Origin of the sequence: Methanopyrus sp. KOL6, from assembly GCF_002201915.1 — an archaeon.
Classification (GTDB): Archaea; JAADCQ01; Methanopyri; order Methanopyrales; family Methanopyraceae; genus Methanopyrus.
This window is the reverse complement of sequence record NZ_CP019470.1, coordinates 1,023,404-1,038,571: the sequence shown is the minus strand read 5'-3', so window position 1 is coordinate 1,038,571 and position 15,168 is coordinate 1,023,404. Positions and strand designations below refer to the sequence as shown.

Sequence of the window (15,168 nt, the reverse complement as noted above, 5' to 3'; positions counted from 1 at the left end):
GGGAACGGTCGCTCCGGACGGTTCTGCATCAACGACTTACGCTGATACCGGGCCATCGACTCCCTCAACTGTGTCGTCGGACGGATCTGCCCTACGGAGCAGCCTCCACGATCACCGTGTGACCCGGTGTATCCACGTCGGCGTCATCGGGACGCCTCCTCGACGGTGCCGCATCATCATCTCGACCGGTACGACGGTGACACTCTCGTCCCGGCGTAGGTTGGGGCACCCGACGATGATCGAGAGTGGTGTTCGGGAATCGTCTCCGGTCGGTTCCATACTACGTGCTCCGGTTCAACCTCGACCAGAGCTTTCTTCGAGCGCCTCACCTGTAATGGCGTGGAGAATACACTCTCCTGCGGACGATCTCCCCGACCGCCTCAGAGTCGTCCAAGGGTGATCGCATGCCGTGGCCATTCTTCCGGGTTCCGAGGATTCCGTCAAGACGAGGTCGTACCGGGGACCCCTTCCAGGCTCAAGATGCGCGAGTTAGGTATTACCGGTCGGAGTGTGTCACGACGTCCCTACCTCATATCCGATCCCATGGGACGGATCCGAGTTCTCCGGGTAAGCTTCCTGTACAACGGGCTCGACGCGGGCTGACCCGTCGAGCACAGCTCTCAACACCCGGCGACCCACCGAGGATCCATCGGAGAACTACTCGACCGGCACCCTCTCTGGTCAGTACCCCGTGGGAATGAGCCTGCGCACTACTGGACCCACTCAAGACTCGAGCGAGACCAGATCCGGATGGCCTGAGGGAATTCGTACGGGTTACGCCGATCCGATCGGTAATCCGAAAGCGGCGGAGTGTTCCTTACATTCGAACGAAGTTATAACAAGTGTTGAACGGGATGAGTTGCGGATGCGTCAGTCCATAACTTCAAAACGTTCTACATCTTCCGTTAATCCTGAACGGCCGTATTACTATTATGGGACAATCATCAATAGATAGTACATAAACAGTGCGATACTTAGCAGGGCGCTTGCTGGCGATAGTACGTGAATTATCATATGTAGTGGTGTTTACAGCAACTTACTTCACGGTACTCCTAGGCAATCTCAGTCCTCCGATTCCACGGAGTGGAAGGGGTGAAACCTTCCTGAAAGAGGACCATGTGCTGGCTCGGAGGGGTCCCGGGTGCCACCCGCCGTAGCAGCTGAGGACCTAAGGAAGGAATACGGCGAGGTCGTGGCGTTGCGCGACGTGTCCGTGGAGATAGAGACGGGAGAGTTGGTAGCCATTTTGGGGCCCAACGGTGCCGGTAAGTCCACGTTCATCAAGATCGTCTGCGGGGTCACTCGTCCCACCTCGGGTCGTATCGAGGTACTTGGAGGCGATCCCGCCGACCCCGAGACCAAGCGCAGGGTCGGTATCGTCCCGCAGCAGGGAGGTATGTACCCTGAGCAAACCGTCCGGGAGAACCTTCTGTTCTACTCCAAATTGTACGGTCGGGAACCGGACCTCGAACCACTTGAAATGCTAGATGTGGACCGGTTCATGGACAGGAAGGTGGGGCAGCTCTCCGGCGGTATGCGGAAGCGCGCCGCGATCGCTATCACCCTCGCCCTGGAGCCGGAGATGCTCGTCCTGGACGAACCCACGAACGAGCTCGATCCCATGGCGCGTAAGGACGTAATACGGGTGACGAAGGAGTTCCACAGGCGTGGGGTCACCATACTATACGTTTCCCATGAGGTCTACGAGGTAGAGCAGCTGAAACCCGACCGAGTGCTTATCTTCCTCGAGGGCCGCAAGGAGCTCGACGAACCCTTCGACAGGGTGATGGAACGTCACGGCTCCTTGCTCGAGGCTTACGAGGGGGTCGCCTCTTGTCCTGGCGAGTGATAGCCGCCCGCGACCTGAGGGCTTGGCTCAAGGACCGCAGGAGGCTCGCACCCACCTTGATCATGCCCGTGATCATGATCCTGGTGATGTACGGTGCGTTCCACGACGTCAAACCCAGACACGTGACCGTCGCCGTCTTGAGCCACAGTTCCGATTTCGACCCGATCATCGATGCGCTGAAGTCCGACCACCGGATGGGTGTCGTCTACGTCCGGAGCATCGGCGAAGGTAAGACGATGGTCAAAGATGGAAGGGCGACGGTCTTCGTGCACGTGCCGAAGGGGTTCCCGTCGGAGAAAGCCGTGGTGTACTACGACCCCTCGGACCCTATGGGGTCGTCCTACGTGCGAGGTGTCATCCAACGCGCCTGGGCCAAGCGCGTCTCGGAGGAGATGAAGAAGACAGTGCGCGAACTCCAAGCCGCCTTTCGCTGGACGCCGGCACCATCACCGCTGCCGACCTCGGGAGTGCTGGTGAACCCGTTCGACTTCGAGGCTCCGGTAAAGGGACTCAAGTACTTCGACTTCCTGGTGCCGGGACTGGTGGTGCTGGCGGCTACCATGGGATCGATCTTCGGCATGGGTCGCGTCATGATGGAGGAAATAGAGACAGGCGTCACTTACGCGCTGTTCGCCGCCCCTATAAGACCTAGAGACGTCGTGATAGGAAGGTTCCTCAACATGAGTCTCTGGGGGGCCGTCCGCTGCGGGATCGTACTGGTGACGGCACTCGCCTTGGGCGCGAAGGTACCGCATCCGTTCCTCCTGCTGTGCGTTGGGATCCTGTCGGCCGCCACCATGATAGGATTCGCCCTCCTGATGGCGTCGGTGGCGGGTAGGTCCGAAGTGGCTGAGATGCTCACCGGGGCGCTGACGCTCCCAATGATGTTTCTGTCGGGAATCTTCATGCCACCCAGCGTCATGCCGGAATGGGCCTACAGGATCGCGCAGGTGAATCCGATGTACTACATGGGGGACGCCGCCAGGAAGGCGGCCCTCCTTGGGTACCTGGATCCCATCGACATCGTCGTCCTGGCGGGGTTCGCGACGGTGTTCATCGCGGTGGGCGCGATGCTGTACGACAGGATACGGGAGCACCTGTAACGTTGGGCGACGTTCAGGTGAGAAGGCGGCATCGAGGACCCGTGGAGATGACCGGAACGGAGCGCGCCGAGCCTCACTCACGACGTCTTAAAGCCAGCCGTTCCTGGATCCCGTGTAGCTTTACAGCACCTTCAGCAGTCCGCTGATCGAACTGCTTTTCTTCATACGATATCAACTCCTCCTCGTAGAGCGCCCGCGGGGATTCCCGTGAGATTACGATCGAGGAACCTTTGAACAACTTCACGCATACGGTCCCTTCCACGTACCGCTGCGTCGAGTCGAAGAAGGCCTCCAGGTGCTCGCGCAGGGGATCGAACCACAGCCCGTCGTAGACGAGTCGCGCCCACTCTTCCTCCAGTGATGCTTTCAGCGACAGCTCCCGGCGTGTTAGGGTGAACGCCTCCAACGCCCGGTGCGCCTCGAGCAGCGTCACCGCTGCCGGAGCCTCGTACACTTCACGTGACTTCAATCCGATTACTCGGTCCTCGACGATGTCGATGCGGCCTACACCGTGCCCGCCTGCGGTCTCGTTCAAGTACCGGACGATCTCGACCGGGTCGTCCCGCCCATCCACCTCCACGGGCACGCCTCTCTCGAACTCGATCTCCACGACCTCGGGCTCGTCCGGGGCCTCCGCTGGACTGACGGTCCACTCGAAGACCTCCTCTGGCGGTTCCTCGGATGGATCTTCCAGGACACCGCCTTCGATCGACCGGCCCCATAGGTTTTCGTCCACACTGTAGGGACTGTCGACGTCCACCGGGACGGGAATCCCACGCTCTTCGGCGTACGCTATCTCCTCGTGGCGTGTGAGGTCCAGGTCCCGAACCGGAGCAACGATCTCGAACTCCTCACCGCCGTGAGCTCGCAGGTAGGACTCGAAGCGGAACTGGTCGTTGCCCTTCCCCGTGCACCCGTGTGCGACCGCGTCCGCGTCCACCTCGCGCGCCACTTCCAGGACCTTCTGTGCGATCAGCGGTCGGGCCAACGCCGTACTCAGAGGGTACCCCTCATACGTTGCATTCGCCTTCACGGCTCGCCAGCAGTACTCGCGCACGAACTCATCCACACAGTCGACCGTGAAGTGCTCATCCGCGAGCTTCCGTGCCTTCTCCTCCGCCTCCCGCAGCTCCTCCTCCGGCTGGCCCACGTCCGCAGTCACCGTGATCACCTCGTCGTAACCGTACCGTTCCCGCAGGAGTTCGATGCAAACCGAAGTGTCCAAGCCTCCTGAGTACGCGAGAACTACTCGCGACACCGCACGCACCCCCGACGTCCCGTAGCCTCGGACGTTAAAACGTCCACCGTTCCATGGGGGAAGCTAGCCTGTTCAGTAATCCTGTTGCGACGTGATTCCAGGGGTTTGAAGGGACAGAATCGAGGGAGAACCACCACCGGGAGCTCGAAAAGTAGTGGCGACGTTTCTCGGCCGCTTCCTCCAGCACCATCTCACCTTCGACATCCGACCACACGCTGCCCTGGTGTACCGACACCGCCTGCTCCTAACCTCCGTGCTACTCGTCGACGTAGAGCCGGAGACCGTGATAAGAGCCGTCGAGCTCGGCCTCGAGGTGACCGGTCCCGAGGGTACACCCACCATCGTGGCCCGTGATCCACCCGATCGCTATCCTTTAGGTCGACCTGGAGTCTCGCCACCCAGTACCGTGCGACACCGCTTCCAGACGGTTCCCTGTTCGGTAATCCGAGGCCGAGGAACCCGAGGAAGCTGAGCGAGCGGTCCGGAGGGCCCGAAGAAGTTGCGTTCATCTCCAGTGGAATGAGTTCGGCCGACAATGGGAGGTTCTCTGAGAGCCGATCGTACCGCCGACTCAAGGACTATACCGGCCACGGTGCGAATAGCTTTCAGAAACAGATTCCTTTTCCGACAAACACACAGCGTTTCGGGCGATTGGCGGGGCGATCGCACGTAATGGCCCGTAATCCCGTCACTCCCATCATCTTCCGCGGTGATCGATGGTACGTGGGACCGGACCGTCGGGCGATGGACGGTGCGCAAGTCATGCATATTCCATTAACATGTTGAATCGCCAAATGACCCACGATGGCCGTGCGGAGACCGTACGTTACGGGTACCACCCACCGCCCTCGCTCGTGAGGGTTTGACGGGAGCAACCGAGGGTATCGGAATTGCCCGAGCCTCATCATCGACATCGGCCAGGGCCGTCTCTCCTCACCCTCCGGCCAGTGGATGGAGTCCACTGGGTCCACCGGTGCCCGTCCGTCTAAAGTGATTACCGTAAGACTCTCGGTCTCGAAACCGGCGTACGTGGGGATATCGTTCCACTATACCGCGCGTGTCGGCAGGCACTCCGTAGGGATCTCGGAGGAGCGCCCGGTCGCGTGCCACCCACGGACCGGTGGTGTCCAACCGTGTACGGTAAGTGCACCGGGGAGGGAGGGTGAGCTGGGGGCGTTCGTGTGAGGATCGGGATAGCACTGTCCGGCGAGGTGCCGGGAGCTACGGAGCGTGTGTTGAGAGCCGTGGAACATGCGGGTATCGACGTCGTAGTGTACCACGACGTCGAACTCGACGCGGACGTGGAGGAAGTACGCGCGGAGGACCCGGGAAGAGCGTTGGTGGAGGACCTCGTCGAGGGTAGGTTAGACGCGGCGGTGCGGGGGGCGGTATCGGGACGGTGTGTACGGGAGCTGATCGACGCACTGAACCTGCCGTTCACTGGTCGATCGACGGTGCTCGAAACGGAGGATCGACGGGTGTTGCTGACCCCGGTGGGAATCGACGAGGGGTGGGATGTGGGATCCTTGGTGAAGTTGGGGGAACTAGCCGCGAGGTTCCATCGACGGCTGACTCAGCGGGAACCATCGGTCGCGGTAGTATCATCAGGACGACTGGAGGACTTCGGTAGGCGGTCGGAGATCGATCGGTGGTTGGCGGATGGGGAGTTGGTCGCGCGGTTGTTGAAGGAGCGCGGGATGGAAGTTGAACACATCGGAATTCTAGTTGAAGAAGCACTGGAACGGGACGTCGTACTGTTCGTGAACGGGGTTCTGGGAAACCTAGCGTTCCGATGCCTGTCACTGGTTGCGGGCTTCAGGAGTTACGGAGCGCCGGTGCTAGCGGCGCTCGAACGGGGCGTGGTGTTCGTGGACACCTCGCGAGTGCAGCGGGCGTCGGGCTACGTACGGGCGTTGCGACTGGCGGCCGAGCTGGCGGGGGGATGAAGTGCTGTCCCGCGAGGAGTTCGTGCGTAGGTTGGAGGAGGAACTCTCGGAGGTTGCGGACTCAGTACCACGCCGTTGGCAGGAGCTTGGTGATGTGGTGATTATCCGGTTATTCGATGAGCGGGCGTGGAAGTACCGACGGGAGGTTGGACGGATCCTTCGTGAAGTGACCGGAGCCCGATCGGTGGTGGCGCTACGCTTCGTGAATGGAACGTTTCGGGAGCCAGTGGGGGAAGTCGTAGCGGGAGATCGGAACGCAGAGACCGTACACCAGGAGCTGGGAATCCGGTTCAAATTGGATCCGACGCGGGTGATGTTCGCTCGGGGGAACCTGGAAGAGCGCCGCCGGCTGCTGGAATCGGACCTGGAGGGGGAGCTGGTGTTCGACATGTTCGCCGGAATCGGTTACTTCACGCTACCGGCGGCACTGGCGGGGGCGGAGGTAGTGGCGGCGGAGCTGAACCCAGTGGCGTACCGGTACCTGGTGGAGAACGTGAGACTGAACGGTGTAATGGGAAGGGTACGGGCGTTCTTAGGGGACTGTCGAGAGGTGGCACGGTTCGTGCAGGGAGTGGATCGGGTGTTGATGGGGTACCTGAAGGGGACGCTGAAGTTCCTTCCGTACGCTTGTCGGGCGGTACGGGACGATGGAATCTTGGTCGTACACGAGGTGTTCCAGAAGCGATGGGGTGAGGACCGGGTGGCCCGAGAAGTGCTGGACGCGCTGCCGGATGGCTTTGAAGGCGAAGTGCTGGAAGTACGGCGCGTGAAGAGTTTCTCCCCGGCGTTGGACCACTACGCGGTGGAACTACGGGTCCGACGGCGGAAGTAATCGACGATCTCGCGGAGTGCGATGTCGGCGCGTGGTCCCATCCCGAGCATATCGTTGATCCAATAGGAAGCGAGCATGCCGACGACACGACCTTTCTGAACTATTGGGGCGCCGGCGTCGCCGGGCCGTGGGAGGTATGAAGGGATGGTGATCCGGAGGTTGTTCCTGTCGACGTCCTCGATACGGCATGGGTATTCATTCCCGGCTTCGAGCGTAGCTTCACCGAGCTCGGGCTCGGCGATCTCGTCCGGTTCGACGATCTCGGGGAACTCGAAGGCGTAGACGGCGACGTTGATCTTGGGTTCTTCGCGAAGTAATGGACAACGGATCCCGTCGACGCGGACCTTCTTAGGAGCGGGTCTCGGGCCACGGACGGTGAGGAATAGGGCGTAAGGACCGACTCGAACGATCGCGCCGATCCGTCGGTACTGTCCAGGTGGGCCCTCGAAGTTCTGACCTCGACGGATCACTCATTTCACCTCCTCGACATCACGGAGATTGAGACCGCGATCGTGGGCGAGATCCTCGAGCCGCTCCACGATCCCAGGATCGAGGTTACGATCGTCGACGATGATCTCGCGGGCCCTAGGGGTCTTGTCTACCACCTCGAGGAACTGATCCCGTAGATAGTCGTGATCTACGGCGTAGTCCGGTACAATGTGACCGTAAGCGAGCTTCCGATCTGAGAGAGCCGCGTCGGTGTGGGCGGGGGCGTAGTGCCCGCCGCCGTAGCCGACCACGGCTTTGACGTCGGGTGGATCGACGGTCGCGAGTATCGCGCGGGCGCACGCCTCTCCGGCTTCTTCATCTGCCCAGCGCCTCTCGTCGGAACCGATTTCGATGAAAAAGCAGGGAGCTCCCGGATCGCGAGGACCATGGTGCGTTACCTCGTAGCAGACGTCGTAATCCAGGCCACGCTTATCCCGGAAGCGTTTGAGCTCGAGGAGGGCTGCCTTCATACCCTCAGGATCGGCCGTACAGACCTCCAACGGCTTACCGCCGAACTTGGCCTCAGGGGTCGGATTACCAGGTACGTGCACTGTGAGTGAGGGTTTCTCGGTCCTGCTCTCGTGGCGTGAGGCGAACACGATGACGTCGAATTTACGGGAGAGTTCCCGTGCCTCGTCCTCCTCGATGAGGTCGCCGAGGGCGACGGTCAGGTGGAAGCGGACACCGTCACGTTCCCAGGTTTCGACGGTGTAGTGTTGGAGATCCTCGGTATCGAGCTTTTCGGCGTCCTCTGTCAGGCTTTCCGCGATGTTTTTAGAGGCTGGGTCGTCCGGGTTCCACAGTACCACCACACGTCTCAATCCGAAACCCCTGAGGGGTGCGATGTGGGATGATTTTAGGTATATCCGGAAGCCCGAGAGAGGGGAACACGGAGTACCTCGTGAGGGTTGCCCTCGAGGCTGCGGAGGAAGTGTCCGGTGAGGAGACGGAATTCATCACCGTGCGGGACATGGACATCTCACCCTGCAGGGCGTGTGGCGAGTGTCTGAGAACTGGCGAGTGCGTCATAGATGACGATATGCACGACGTTTACGAGCTGATGCTCGAATGTGACGGGATGATCGTGGGCTCCCCCGTGTACTACGGCGGCGTGAGTGCGCAACTGAAGGCGTTGATGGACAGAACACGTCCACTGCGAGTGAATTGGGAGTTGAAAGACAAAGTCGGTGGAGCCATCGCCGTAGGAGGTGCTCGTAACGGAGGTCAAGAACACACACTACGGGACATCCAGAACTTCTTCATGATCCACGCCATGATCGTGGTCGGGGACTCGGATCCCACGGCACACTTCGGTGGCGCGGGCGTGGGACTTGAGCCAGGAGACGTGGAGAAGGATGAAACTGGCGTCGAAACGGCTCGTAATACCGGTCGTCGTGTGGGCGAAGTTGTCAAATTGATCAAGGGTCGATAAGGACCGGGCTGTCTGGGAATGGAGGAGGATAACCCACTACTCGACCTAGTCGCCTGCCTTTTTCACGCCTTCGACTCACTCGACTCTACCGAAATCAAGGTTCCCGAGGACTGCCGAGTCGTTTGGCACGGGGAACATCTCCTGGTACTTTCAAAGGACGAGTCCATAGAAGTCCGCCTTAACGTTCCCGAGAACGTAACGATCTCACCTAGGGTCGCCGAAGGGCCGACGGAGATCCGAGTCTATGTTGAGAGAGAGGAAGAGCCGGAGCGCGGACTGGAAGACCGCTTACTTTCCGCGGTCCGTGAGTTCCGGCGCAGAGTTCGTGAGATGTCTGTTTCGACGAGTAGGCGGGATGGGACCCCGACGGAGGTAGCCATCCCACCGATTTTCGAAGTCGACTCGCCCACGTTACTCGAGCTGGAGTATTCGATGGGCCGCATCTCGTACGTGTTCGGCCGCACCGAGCTGAAACGAGCACTATTCGCGCTCGCATTAGCCAAGACAGCGACGATTTGTGCCGCAAGGAACGCAGTCTCATCTCCAACGAACCTAGTGGAGGAAGTGGAAGCCGACACCGTTGTTTCTCCATACCTGCGTGTTGGCCGGGAGATAGTCGAACTCGATGCGATCCCCGCGAAGAAAGTGATCTCACTCAAGGGAATACCGGAAGACGTGAAAGTGTGGTGGCTCAACTGGAAGTACCTGCCGAGGGTCATGGCCTGGGGCATCGACGGGATCACGGCCGAGATAGGATGGAGGAGTTCGGACCTCGTGGTAGGGTACGTAGATATTCAGAGTAGTCTGTACGCGTACTTCTTGTCGACGCTCCTGAACGTGCCACTGTTCGATTTCTCGTACATGTGGTTCCTACATCGACGGACCAAGCTGTCCAAGAGGAAACTCTGGAAGGACGAGAAGGGCGAGTGTCACTACGTCTTCTGGACGCAGATGGAGGCCTTCGAGAAGCTAGGCGTAGAGGACATCGTATTGTTGTGCACGCGTGAGGAATGCAAAGGTTGGGTAGCAGAGTGTATACGGGAGGACACAAACGTGAGGGTGGTGGAGGTGTTCGAAGGGGATACTAAACGGGAGGGATTACGCGTCGAAGAGATAGCTTTGACCCTCGGGGAGGAGATTCACGACCGGCACCCTGTGATCCCGGAGAGCCCGCGGATACCCAGCCAGCTAAGTTCAACACCGGAGCTTCCAGTGTCGCTAGATACTTACCTCACCGTGGCGAAGATGGCGGAGGAGCGTATACTACCGATAATCAGCTCTGAACGATCGCACTCAGAACATCTGTGACGCTGACGACACCGACGGGCGTTCCCTCGCAGCTCAACACGAAAGCTCGAGTGGTCTTCTTGCGCTCCATCTCTTCCAGTGCGTCGAGGAGGGTGTCGTTCGGCTCTACGATAGCCGGTTCGGGGTTCATCACTTCCTCGACGGGCGTCTCCAGGATGTCCGCCCAATCCCTCCCCCGCTCCACCACGAGATCCATTATGTGCTCTTCTTCCAGCACTCCGACTAGCTCACCGTCAGGTCCCACAACGGCCAACCCATGTACGCCGGCTCGGACCATCTCACGAACGGCGTCTCGCACGGTGTCCGTTATCCGGACCTGAACGACACCTGTGACCATGTAGTCCCTAACGTACAGGCGCTCCGGCATCTCGAATCTCCCCGTGACAGTTGCAGGGGAGTTACGTTATGAAGGTGAGCCTAGCGGGACAGACAGTGGATGTGAAGAAAATCCTGAACGAAATCCCGAAACGCACGGTCACAGCGGTCCTGCTAGAGAACGGGGAGATCGTAGCTGTCGAGGAAGCCAACGACGAGCACGCCGAGCGTAAGCTGGTACGACGATACGATGTTGAGGGGAAGGTCATCTTCGTGACCGCCAGACCGTGCCTTTACTGCGCTCGAGAACTAGCGGAAGCCGGTGTGGCGGGCGTCGTATACCTCGGCCGAGGCCGAGGTCTCGGCCCCTACTACCTGGCCAGGAGCGGCGTGGAGGTGGTGGAAGTCCACCCTGATGAGCCGCTAAGTTACGATCCGGTGGACCGGCTGGACGTGCTCATTACGTTCGGGGGTAACCCGTATCTCACCGAGGAGGACGTAGCCGCCCGAGTTTATTGCCTGCTGACGGGGCGTGGACTAGACGCAGACATCGCCCCGGCCCCAGAGAACCTCTCAGGTCGAGTCGAGATAATGGTGACTAGAGGCGACCCGGACGAGGCTGTCGAGCTCCTTAAGGAAGAGTTCCCCGTGTTCCGTATCAGGCGGTTCCTGATCAGCGGCGAATTCGACCGTGACGGGCTCAGGAAAAGAATCCTCGAGGACATTGAACCCCACATCCTCGATCCTTTTGCCGTCAAGGCCCGGATCGCACGAGCCGGGACGTTCTCCTCTTCACGTGAAGCCGAGGTGTTCATAGGGGACGTACTCACATCCGTTGGTCACGAGGTCGACTTGGACGATCCGAGAACAGTCGTCACCGTAGACGTCTTGGGGCCGAGGGTGTCTGTCGGCGTTGAGAAGCGTTGAGTACCTGGCGTACCTGCGATCCAAGTACGGTATCCGTCCAAGGCGACGCTTGGGTCAGCACTTCATGGTAGACGACAATATCCTCGAGTTCATGGTGGAGGCAGCGGGGATACGCGAGGACGACGTCGTGTTGGAGATAGGAGCCGGACCCGGACTTCTAACCCGTTACCTGATGACCCGAGCGGGTCAAGTGATCGCCGTCGAGCTAGACGGACGCATGGTGGAGATTCTGGAGCGAGAGCTAGGTGAGGCTCCTAACCTCGAGATAGTACGGGCCGACTTCTTGGAGTACGACGTTCCGAACGACGTGAACAAGGTCGTGGCCAACATTCCCTACAACATCTCATCTCCTATCACGTTCAAGCTTCTGGAGCTGGACATCGATGTCGCAGTGTTGACCTACCAACGGGAATTCGCCGAGCGAATGGTGGCAGAACCCGGATCAAAAAAATACAGCCGACTCACCGTGATGGTAAGCTTACTAGCGGACGCAGAGCTCCTCAGGGGAGTACCACGTAGTGCCTTCATTCCTCCCCCACGCGTGAGCTCCTCCGTGGTCCGACTGACACCCAAGCCGGAGGAGGAGCGTCCCGACGTGGATCTGGACACCTTGGAATCCGTATGTCGAGCCCTCTTCCAGCACAAGAACAAAACGGTGAGGAACGCGTTACTTCTCTCCGCTCATGAGTGGGCAGCCGATCGCAAGCAGGCTCTGAAGGTACTGGAAAGGCTCCCTAAAGACATACTATCCGAGCGTCCGCTCCATCTACCTCCAGAACGTGTGGCAGAGCTCGCCGCCGCTATCGAGAGTGCACTGGGGTAGGTAGATGGAGCTCGAAATTTGGTCACCAGTCCGGTTGTTCGGGGCTACTCCTGGCGCCGTCGTGGGTATCTCCCGGACGGACACCGAGGTCCTGTTCGATCCGGGCGGTTGGCGTCCCGGATACGACAAGAGAGTGCCTCCGTGGGCCGAATTACCAGAGGATTTAAAGTCGGCACCGGGTTTGTTCTCGCTGTTCAGGGAACCCGATCCAGACTATACACTGATCACACATCATCATACGGACCACGCCAAACACGGGGGCGAGTACGGGGAGTCCTTCGCGCACCCCGATGCGGCCGAGAGGATCGAGCGGAGGTTCGGCTACAGACCGGAAGATCCAAGCCGGTGTGAAGTCGTGGTAGAAACCGTAGAGACCGGCCACTGTCCGGGTGCCGTGGCGTACTTGGTGGAACTGGACGGTATCCGAGTGTTCTTCACAGGGGATGTGAATACCGAGACGTTCTTAGACGCCCATCTACCGCGGGTGGACGTCCTGATCTCGGAGTGTTCAGGCGTGCCAGGGCACCTGGACCGAACGGGTCTGGAATTGCTGTGTCGAAAGGTGAAGCCGCGGATCGTAGTACCAGTGCACTTGATCGCCTACGACCCGTGGTTCATCCGGGAGTTGGACGTCGACGCGGCTGTGATCGAGCCTCACCTAGGGCTTTCCGTCGACCTCGAGCCCGCTCTTAACGCGGAGGTACCCTGCGCCCGGGAGTACCACATGTGCACGAGGTGCGAGCGCGGTAGAGGGTGCCCGGTGTTCAGGTTCGTCCGACACCTGAGATGTCCCGAGTGTGGGAATCCACCTACGCTCGACGGAGAGGATTCCGAGTCCGTCAGGCTCGTGTGTCCCCGATGTTGTGCACGCTCAAGTACTGTAGATTACGCCGAGATCATCAAGGCAGTCGCGGAGTACGCTGTGGAGCGCTCGGACGTTGAGGATTGGAAACCGGCGGAGGCTCGGCCTGGGGAGTACTCGTCATCCGAGTGTCGGCTAAAGGAATTCTCACCACGGCCCGAGAGCGGCGAGGACCGAAACGTTTAACGTTTTCCTGAAACCGAATCCATTAGCGGAACCTAACGACGATAATGAAGAGGAGTGGCGGATGGCGCGGTAGCTCGGGCAGACCCGGACGTGAACTTTACCATCTGTAGTGGCCCGCGCGGTGGTATACCTACACTCCATACTACCCGACTCGGCTAGGAATTCCTCGTCCTTCTAACGCTTCCACGTCGATCTCTTCTAGTATTTTCACTACTTTACCTGAAACCACCTTGTCCGACACCACCCCAGTAATTTCCACTTCACACTCCGTTCCGACTAACTCTCGAGATCCTTTAAGCCGGACCTTCGGACCACCCTTCACCGGCCAACCTATCGCGTCTCTAGGATGGCGTAGGTCGGGCTCGGCGACGTAGACGCGGATTCTCTTGCCGACCATCCTACGTTTCAGCGCCTCGTTCAGACGACGCGCCGTATCCGCGATGAGCCGACTCGCCTCGTCGTTACGTGGACTGGGACCTGGAGGGAAATCTCCGAAGGCTGAGGCGGGAATCGGTCGAAACCTGTACACGGTGATCTTCTCGGCCCCCATCTCGACGGCCCGTTTCATGGCCTTAACCGTGAGTTTCGCGGACCTCATCGTTTGCCCGGGTAGTCCGTAAACGAAGTACGCATGAGGCCGTAAACCAACCCTCCGCAGGGTGCGGATCGCGCGCAACGCCTCCTTCAACGTGTAGGGTTTCCCGATCGCGCGGAGCAGCCTCGGATCCCCGGTCTCTACCCCTACGCTTACCGAAGTACCTCGGCAGTACTCACCGAGGAGCTCCGCGACCTCCCGGTTCAGTAGGCACGCTTTCACGTTCTCGACGAAGAGCACGTCCACATGCTTTGATGTCCGTCGCAGGAGGCGCCTTAGAGCCTCGACGTTCGGAAGTGGAGTCCGAGGATCCGTCAGTAAGTCGTCTCGACCGTAATCCAGTACATCGGATGCGCTGAGAACTACTCGACGGACCCCCTCCCGGACGAGTCCCCGTACTTCTCGTACCACTTCGTTCAACGGTCTCGACCTAGCCGGCCCGAAGATCGAAGGTACTGAGCAGAACCCGCAACCCGGTGGAATACCTTCGGGACACTCCCACCGTTCTCCACCCTCACCTTCCCGGCAGTTCCCACATCCAGAACATTTGCGGCCGTCGGGTAGTTCAAGAGTCGTCCTGCAGGAGTTGCTGCATCCGCGGACTATCTCGACGTAAACGCGTGCAGCCCACCGGTTTGAGTAGGCTCGGATGTATTCCGGATTGACACGAGTGAATCGCCTGGAAATGGGCCTAGGACCCGGAAAGTCCACCTCAGTTCCTCGCCGGAAACACACGCCGCGGACGGGTCCACGCTCCTCCAAGAGTTCAGGTAAGGTCTCCTCAGCTTCACCGATCACGGCCGCGTCGGCCCCAGTTTTGAGGAGTGCGTTCGGATCGGCGGCTCCGGGACCACCGATGAACCGAAACGTCTGCGGCCATGTGTGATCGAAGACCCTTCGGGCGGCCCGTTCGTCACCGGTCATTATACTGACACCTACGATATCATAATCCATAACATTATTTAGTCCTAATTTTTGTAAATCCTCATAAGTAATCAACGACACTTCATAATCGTTTTCCAGTAACGATGCGACTGTCCTAGGACCCGCACCGATGACATCTCTGGATCTAGTCCTACACCCTTTCCCTGCGCCCAGCGCGTCTACTACCAAGACACTTTGACTCAATCCGCGTAACCCTCTCGTCGTAGAACTGGAAGGGTATTCAACCGTTAAATGTGCCTCTACTCGATCACTGAACACACCCTAGTTTTATGTTCTTCTTCCGTGACTACCGGGACGG

At 59.6% G+C, this 15,168-nt stretch carries 15 protein-coding genes; 10 read left to right on the top strand and 5 right to left on the bottom strand.

The window, feature by feature from the left end; all coding sequences use genetic code 11:
* Nucleotides 1-1,141 precede the first annotated feature (1,141 nt).
* Nucleotides 1,142-1,849: an ABC transporter ATP-binding protein gene (locus tag BW919_RS05705; RefSeq protein ID WP_088336068.1), complete on the top strand. Its 708-nt coding sequence runs from the start codon at nt 1,142-1,144 to the stop codon at nt 1,847-1,849.
* Nucleotides 1,834-2,952, top strand: coding sequence for an ABC transporter permease (locus BW919_RS05700; RefSeq protein WP_088336067.1), 1,119 nt, complete (start codon nt 1,834-1,836; stop codon nt 2,950-2,952). The genes BW919_RS05705 and BW919_RS05700 overlap by 16 nt, the downstream gene beginning before the upstream one ends.
* A gap of 73 nt (nt 2,953-3,025) precedes the next feature.
* Here BW919_RS05700 and BW919_RS05695 read toward each other — a convergent pair whose 3' ends face one another.
* Complete coding sequence (locus BW919_RS05695) at nt 3,026-4,210, bottom strand: argininosuccinate synthase (RefSeq protein ID WP_088336066.1); 1,185 nt, start codon at nt 4,208-4,210, stop codon at nt 3,026-3,028.
* Nucleotides 4,211-4,364: 154 nt separating this feature from the next.
* Here BW919_RS05695 and BW919_RS05690 point away from each other — a divergent pair, with 154 nt between their 5' ends.
* The 3 genes from BW919_RS05690 to BW919_RS05675 all read left to right on the top strand — a co-directional run bounded on the left by BW919_RS05690 (nt 4,365) and on the right by BW919_RS05675 (nt 6,988).
* Nucleotides 4,365-4,682, top strand: coding sequence for a hypothetical protein (locus BW919_RS05690; protein ID WP_088336065.1), 318 nt, complete (start codon nt 4,365-4,367; stop codon nt 4,680-4,682).
* Between the two features lie 709 nt (nt 4,683-5,391).
* A complete protein-coding gene (gene mtxX / locus BW919_RS05680) occupies nt 5,392-6,156 on the top strand; it encodes a methanogenesis marker protein Mmp4/MtxX (protein WP_088336063.1) in 765 nt (254 codons plus the stop codon).
* A gap of 1 nt (nt 6,157) precedes the next feature.
* On the top strand, nt 6,158-6,988 hold the full coding sequence (locus tag BW919_RS05675; protein WP_088336062.1) for a class I SAM-dependent methyltransferase family protein: 831 nt from the start codon (nt 6,158-6,160) through the stop codon (nt 6,986-6,988).
* On the opposite strand, the gene BW919_RS05670 is transcribed toward BW919_RS05675, so the two are convergent.
* Together BW919_RS05670 and BW919_RS05665 are read right to left on the bottom strand one after the other, a co-directional pair.
* Entirely contained in the window at nt 6,952-7,458 is a 507-nt protein-coding gene (locus tag BW919_RS05670; protein ID WP_088336061.1) for a hypothetical protein, read from the bottom strand. The genes BW919_RS05675 and BW919_RS05670 overlap by 37 nt on opposite strands.
* Nucleotides 7,459-8,289 carry a D-aminoacyl-tRNA deacylase gene (locus tag BW919_RS05665; RefSeq protein WP_232452963.1) on the bottom strand — a complete coding sequence of 277 codons (831 nt, stop codon included), beginning with the start codon at nt 8,287-8,289 and terminating at the stop codon, nt 7,459-7,461.
* Nucleotides 8,290-8,327: 38 nt separating this feature from the next.
* Here BW919_RS05665 and BW919_RS05660 point away from each other — a divergent pair, with 38 nt between their 5' ends.
* A complete protein-coding gene (locus BW919_RS05660) occupies nt 8,328-8,909 on the top strand; it encodes a flavodoxin family protein (protein ID WP_088336059.1) in 582 nt (193 codons plus the stop codon).
* 18 nt (nt 8,910-8,927) lie between these two features.
* Complete coding sequence (locus BW919_RS05655; protein WP_088336058.1) at nt 8,928-10,217, top strand: hypothetical protein; 1,290 nt, start codon at nt 8,928-8,930, stop codon at nt 10,215-10,217.
* On the opposite strand, the gene BW919_RS05650 is transcribed toward BW919_RS05655, so the two are convergent.
* Nucleotides 10,183-10,584 carry a cyclic nucleotide-binding/CBS domain-containing protein gene (locus BW919_RS05650; RefSeq protein WP_088336057.1) on the bottom strand — a complete coding sequence of 134 codons (402 nt, stop codon included), beginning with the start codon at nt 10,582-10,584 and terminating at the stop codon, nt 10,183-10,185. The two genes, BW919_RS05655 and BW919_RS05650, sit on opposite strands and share 35 nt — an antisense overlap.
* Nucleotides 10,585-10,622: 38 nt before the next feature.
* Between BW919_RS05650 and BW919_RS05645 the strand changes: the two genes are divergently transcribed.
* Genes BW919_RS05645 through BW919_RS05635 form a run of 3 tightly spaced genes read left to right on the top strand, consistent with a single transcriptional unit; the run spans nt 10,623 to nt 13,330 of the window.
* A complete protein-coding gene (locus tag BW919_RS05645; RefSeq protein ID WP_088336056.1) occupies nt 10,623-11,459 on the top strand; it encodes a THUMP domain-containing protein in 837 nt (278 codons plus the stop codon).
* A complete protein-coding gene (rsmA, locus tag BW919_RS05640) occupies nt 11,446-12,282 on the top strand; it encodes a 16S rRNA (adenine(1518)-N(6)/adenine(1519)-N(6))-dimethyltransferase RsmA (RefSeq protein ID WP_088336055.1) in 837 nt (278 codons plus the stop codon). The genes BW919_RS05645 and rsmA overlap by 14 nt, the downstream gene beginning before the upstream one ends.
* A gap of 4 nt (nt 12,283-12,286) precedes the next feature.
* Complete coding sequence (locus BW919_RS05635; protein WP_088336054.1) at nt 12,287-13,330, top strand: MBL fold metallo-hydrolase; 1,044 nt, start codon at nt 12,287-12,289, stop codon at nt 13,328-13,330.
* Nucleotides 13,331-13,472: 142 nt separating this feature from the next.
* On the opposite strand, the gene BW919_RS05630 is transcribed toward BW919_RS05635, so the two are convergent.
* Nucleotides 13,473-15,053: a radical SAM protein gene (locus tag BW919_RS05630; RefSeq protein WP_157666097.1), complete on the bottom strand. Its 1,581-nt coding sequence runs from the start codon at nt 15,051-15,053 to the stop codon at nt 13,473-13,475.
* Nucleotides 15,054-15,168 lie beyond the last annotated feature (115 nt).

What these genes read in the sequence shown, in the direction of transcription:
- BW919_RS05660 (WP_088336059.1), top strand. Translation starts at nt 8,328, where the DNA reads ATGATTTTAGGTATATCCGGAAGCCCGAGAGAGGGGAACACGGAGTAC.
- BW919_RS05655 (WP_088336058.1), top strand. Translation starts at nt 8,928, where the DNA reads ATGGAGGAGGATAACCCACTACTCGACCTAGTCGCCTGCCTTTTTCAC.
- BW919_RS05650 (WP_088336057.1), bottom strand. Translation starts at nt 10,584, where the DNA reads ATGCCGGAGCGCCTGTACGTTAGGGACTACATGGTCACAGGTGTCGTT.
- BW919_RS05645 (WP_088336056.1), top strand. Translation starts at nt 10,623, where the DNA reads ATGAAGGTGAGCCTAGCGGGACAGACAGTGGATGTGAAGAAAATCCTG.
- BW919_RS05635 (WP_088336054.1), top strand. Translation starts at nt 12,287, where the DNA reads ATGGAGCTCGAAATTTGGTCACCAGTCCGGTTGTTCGGGGCTACTCCT.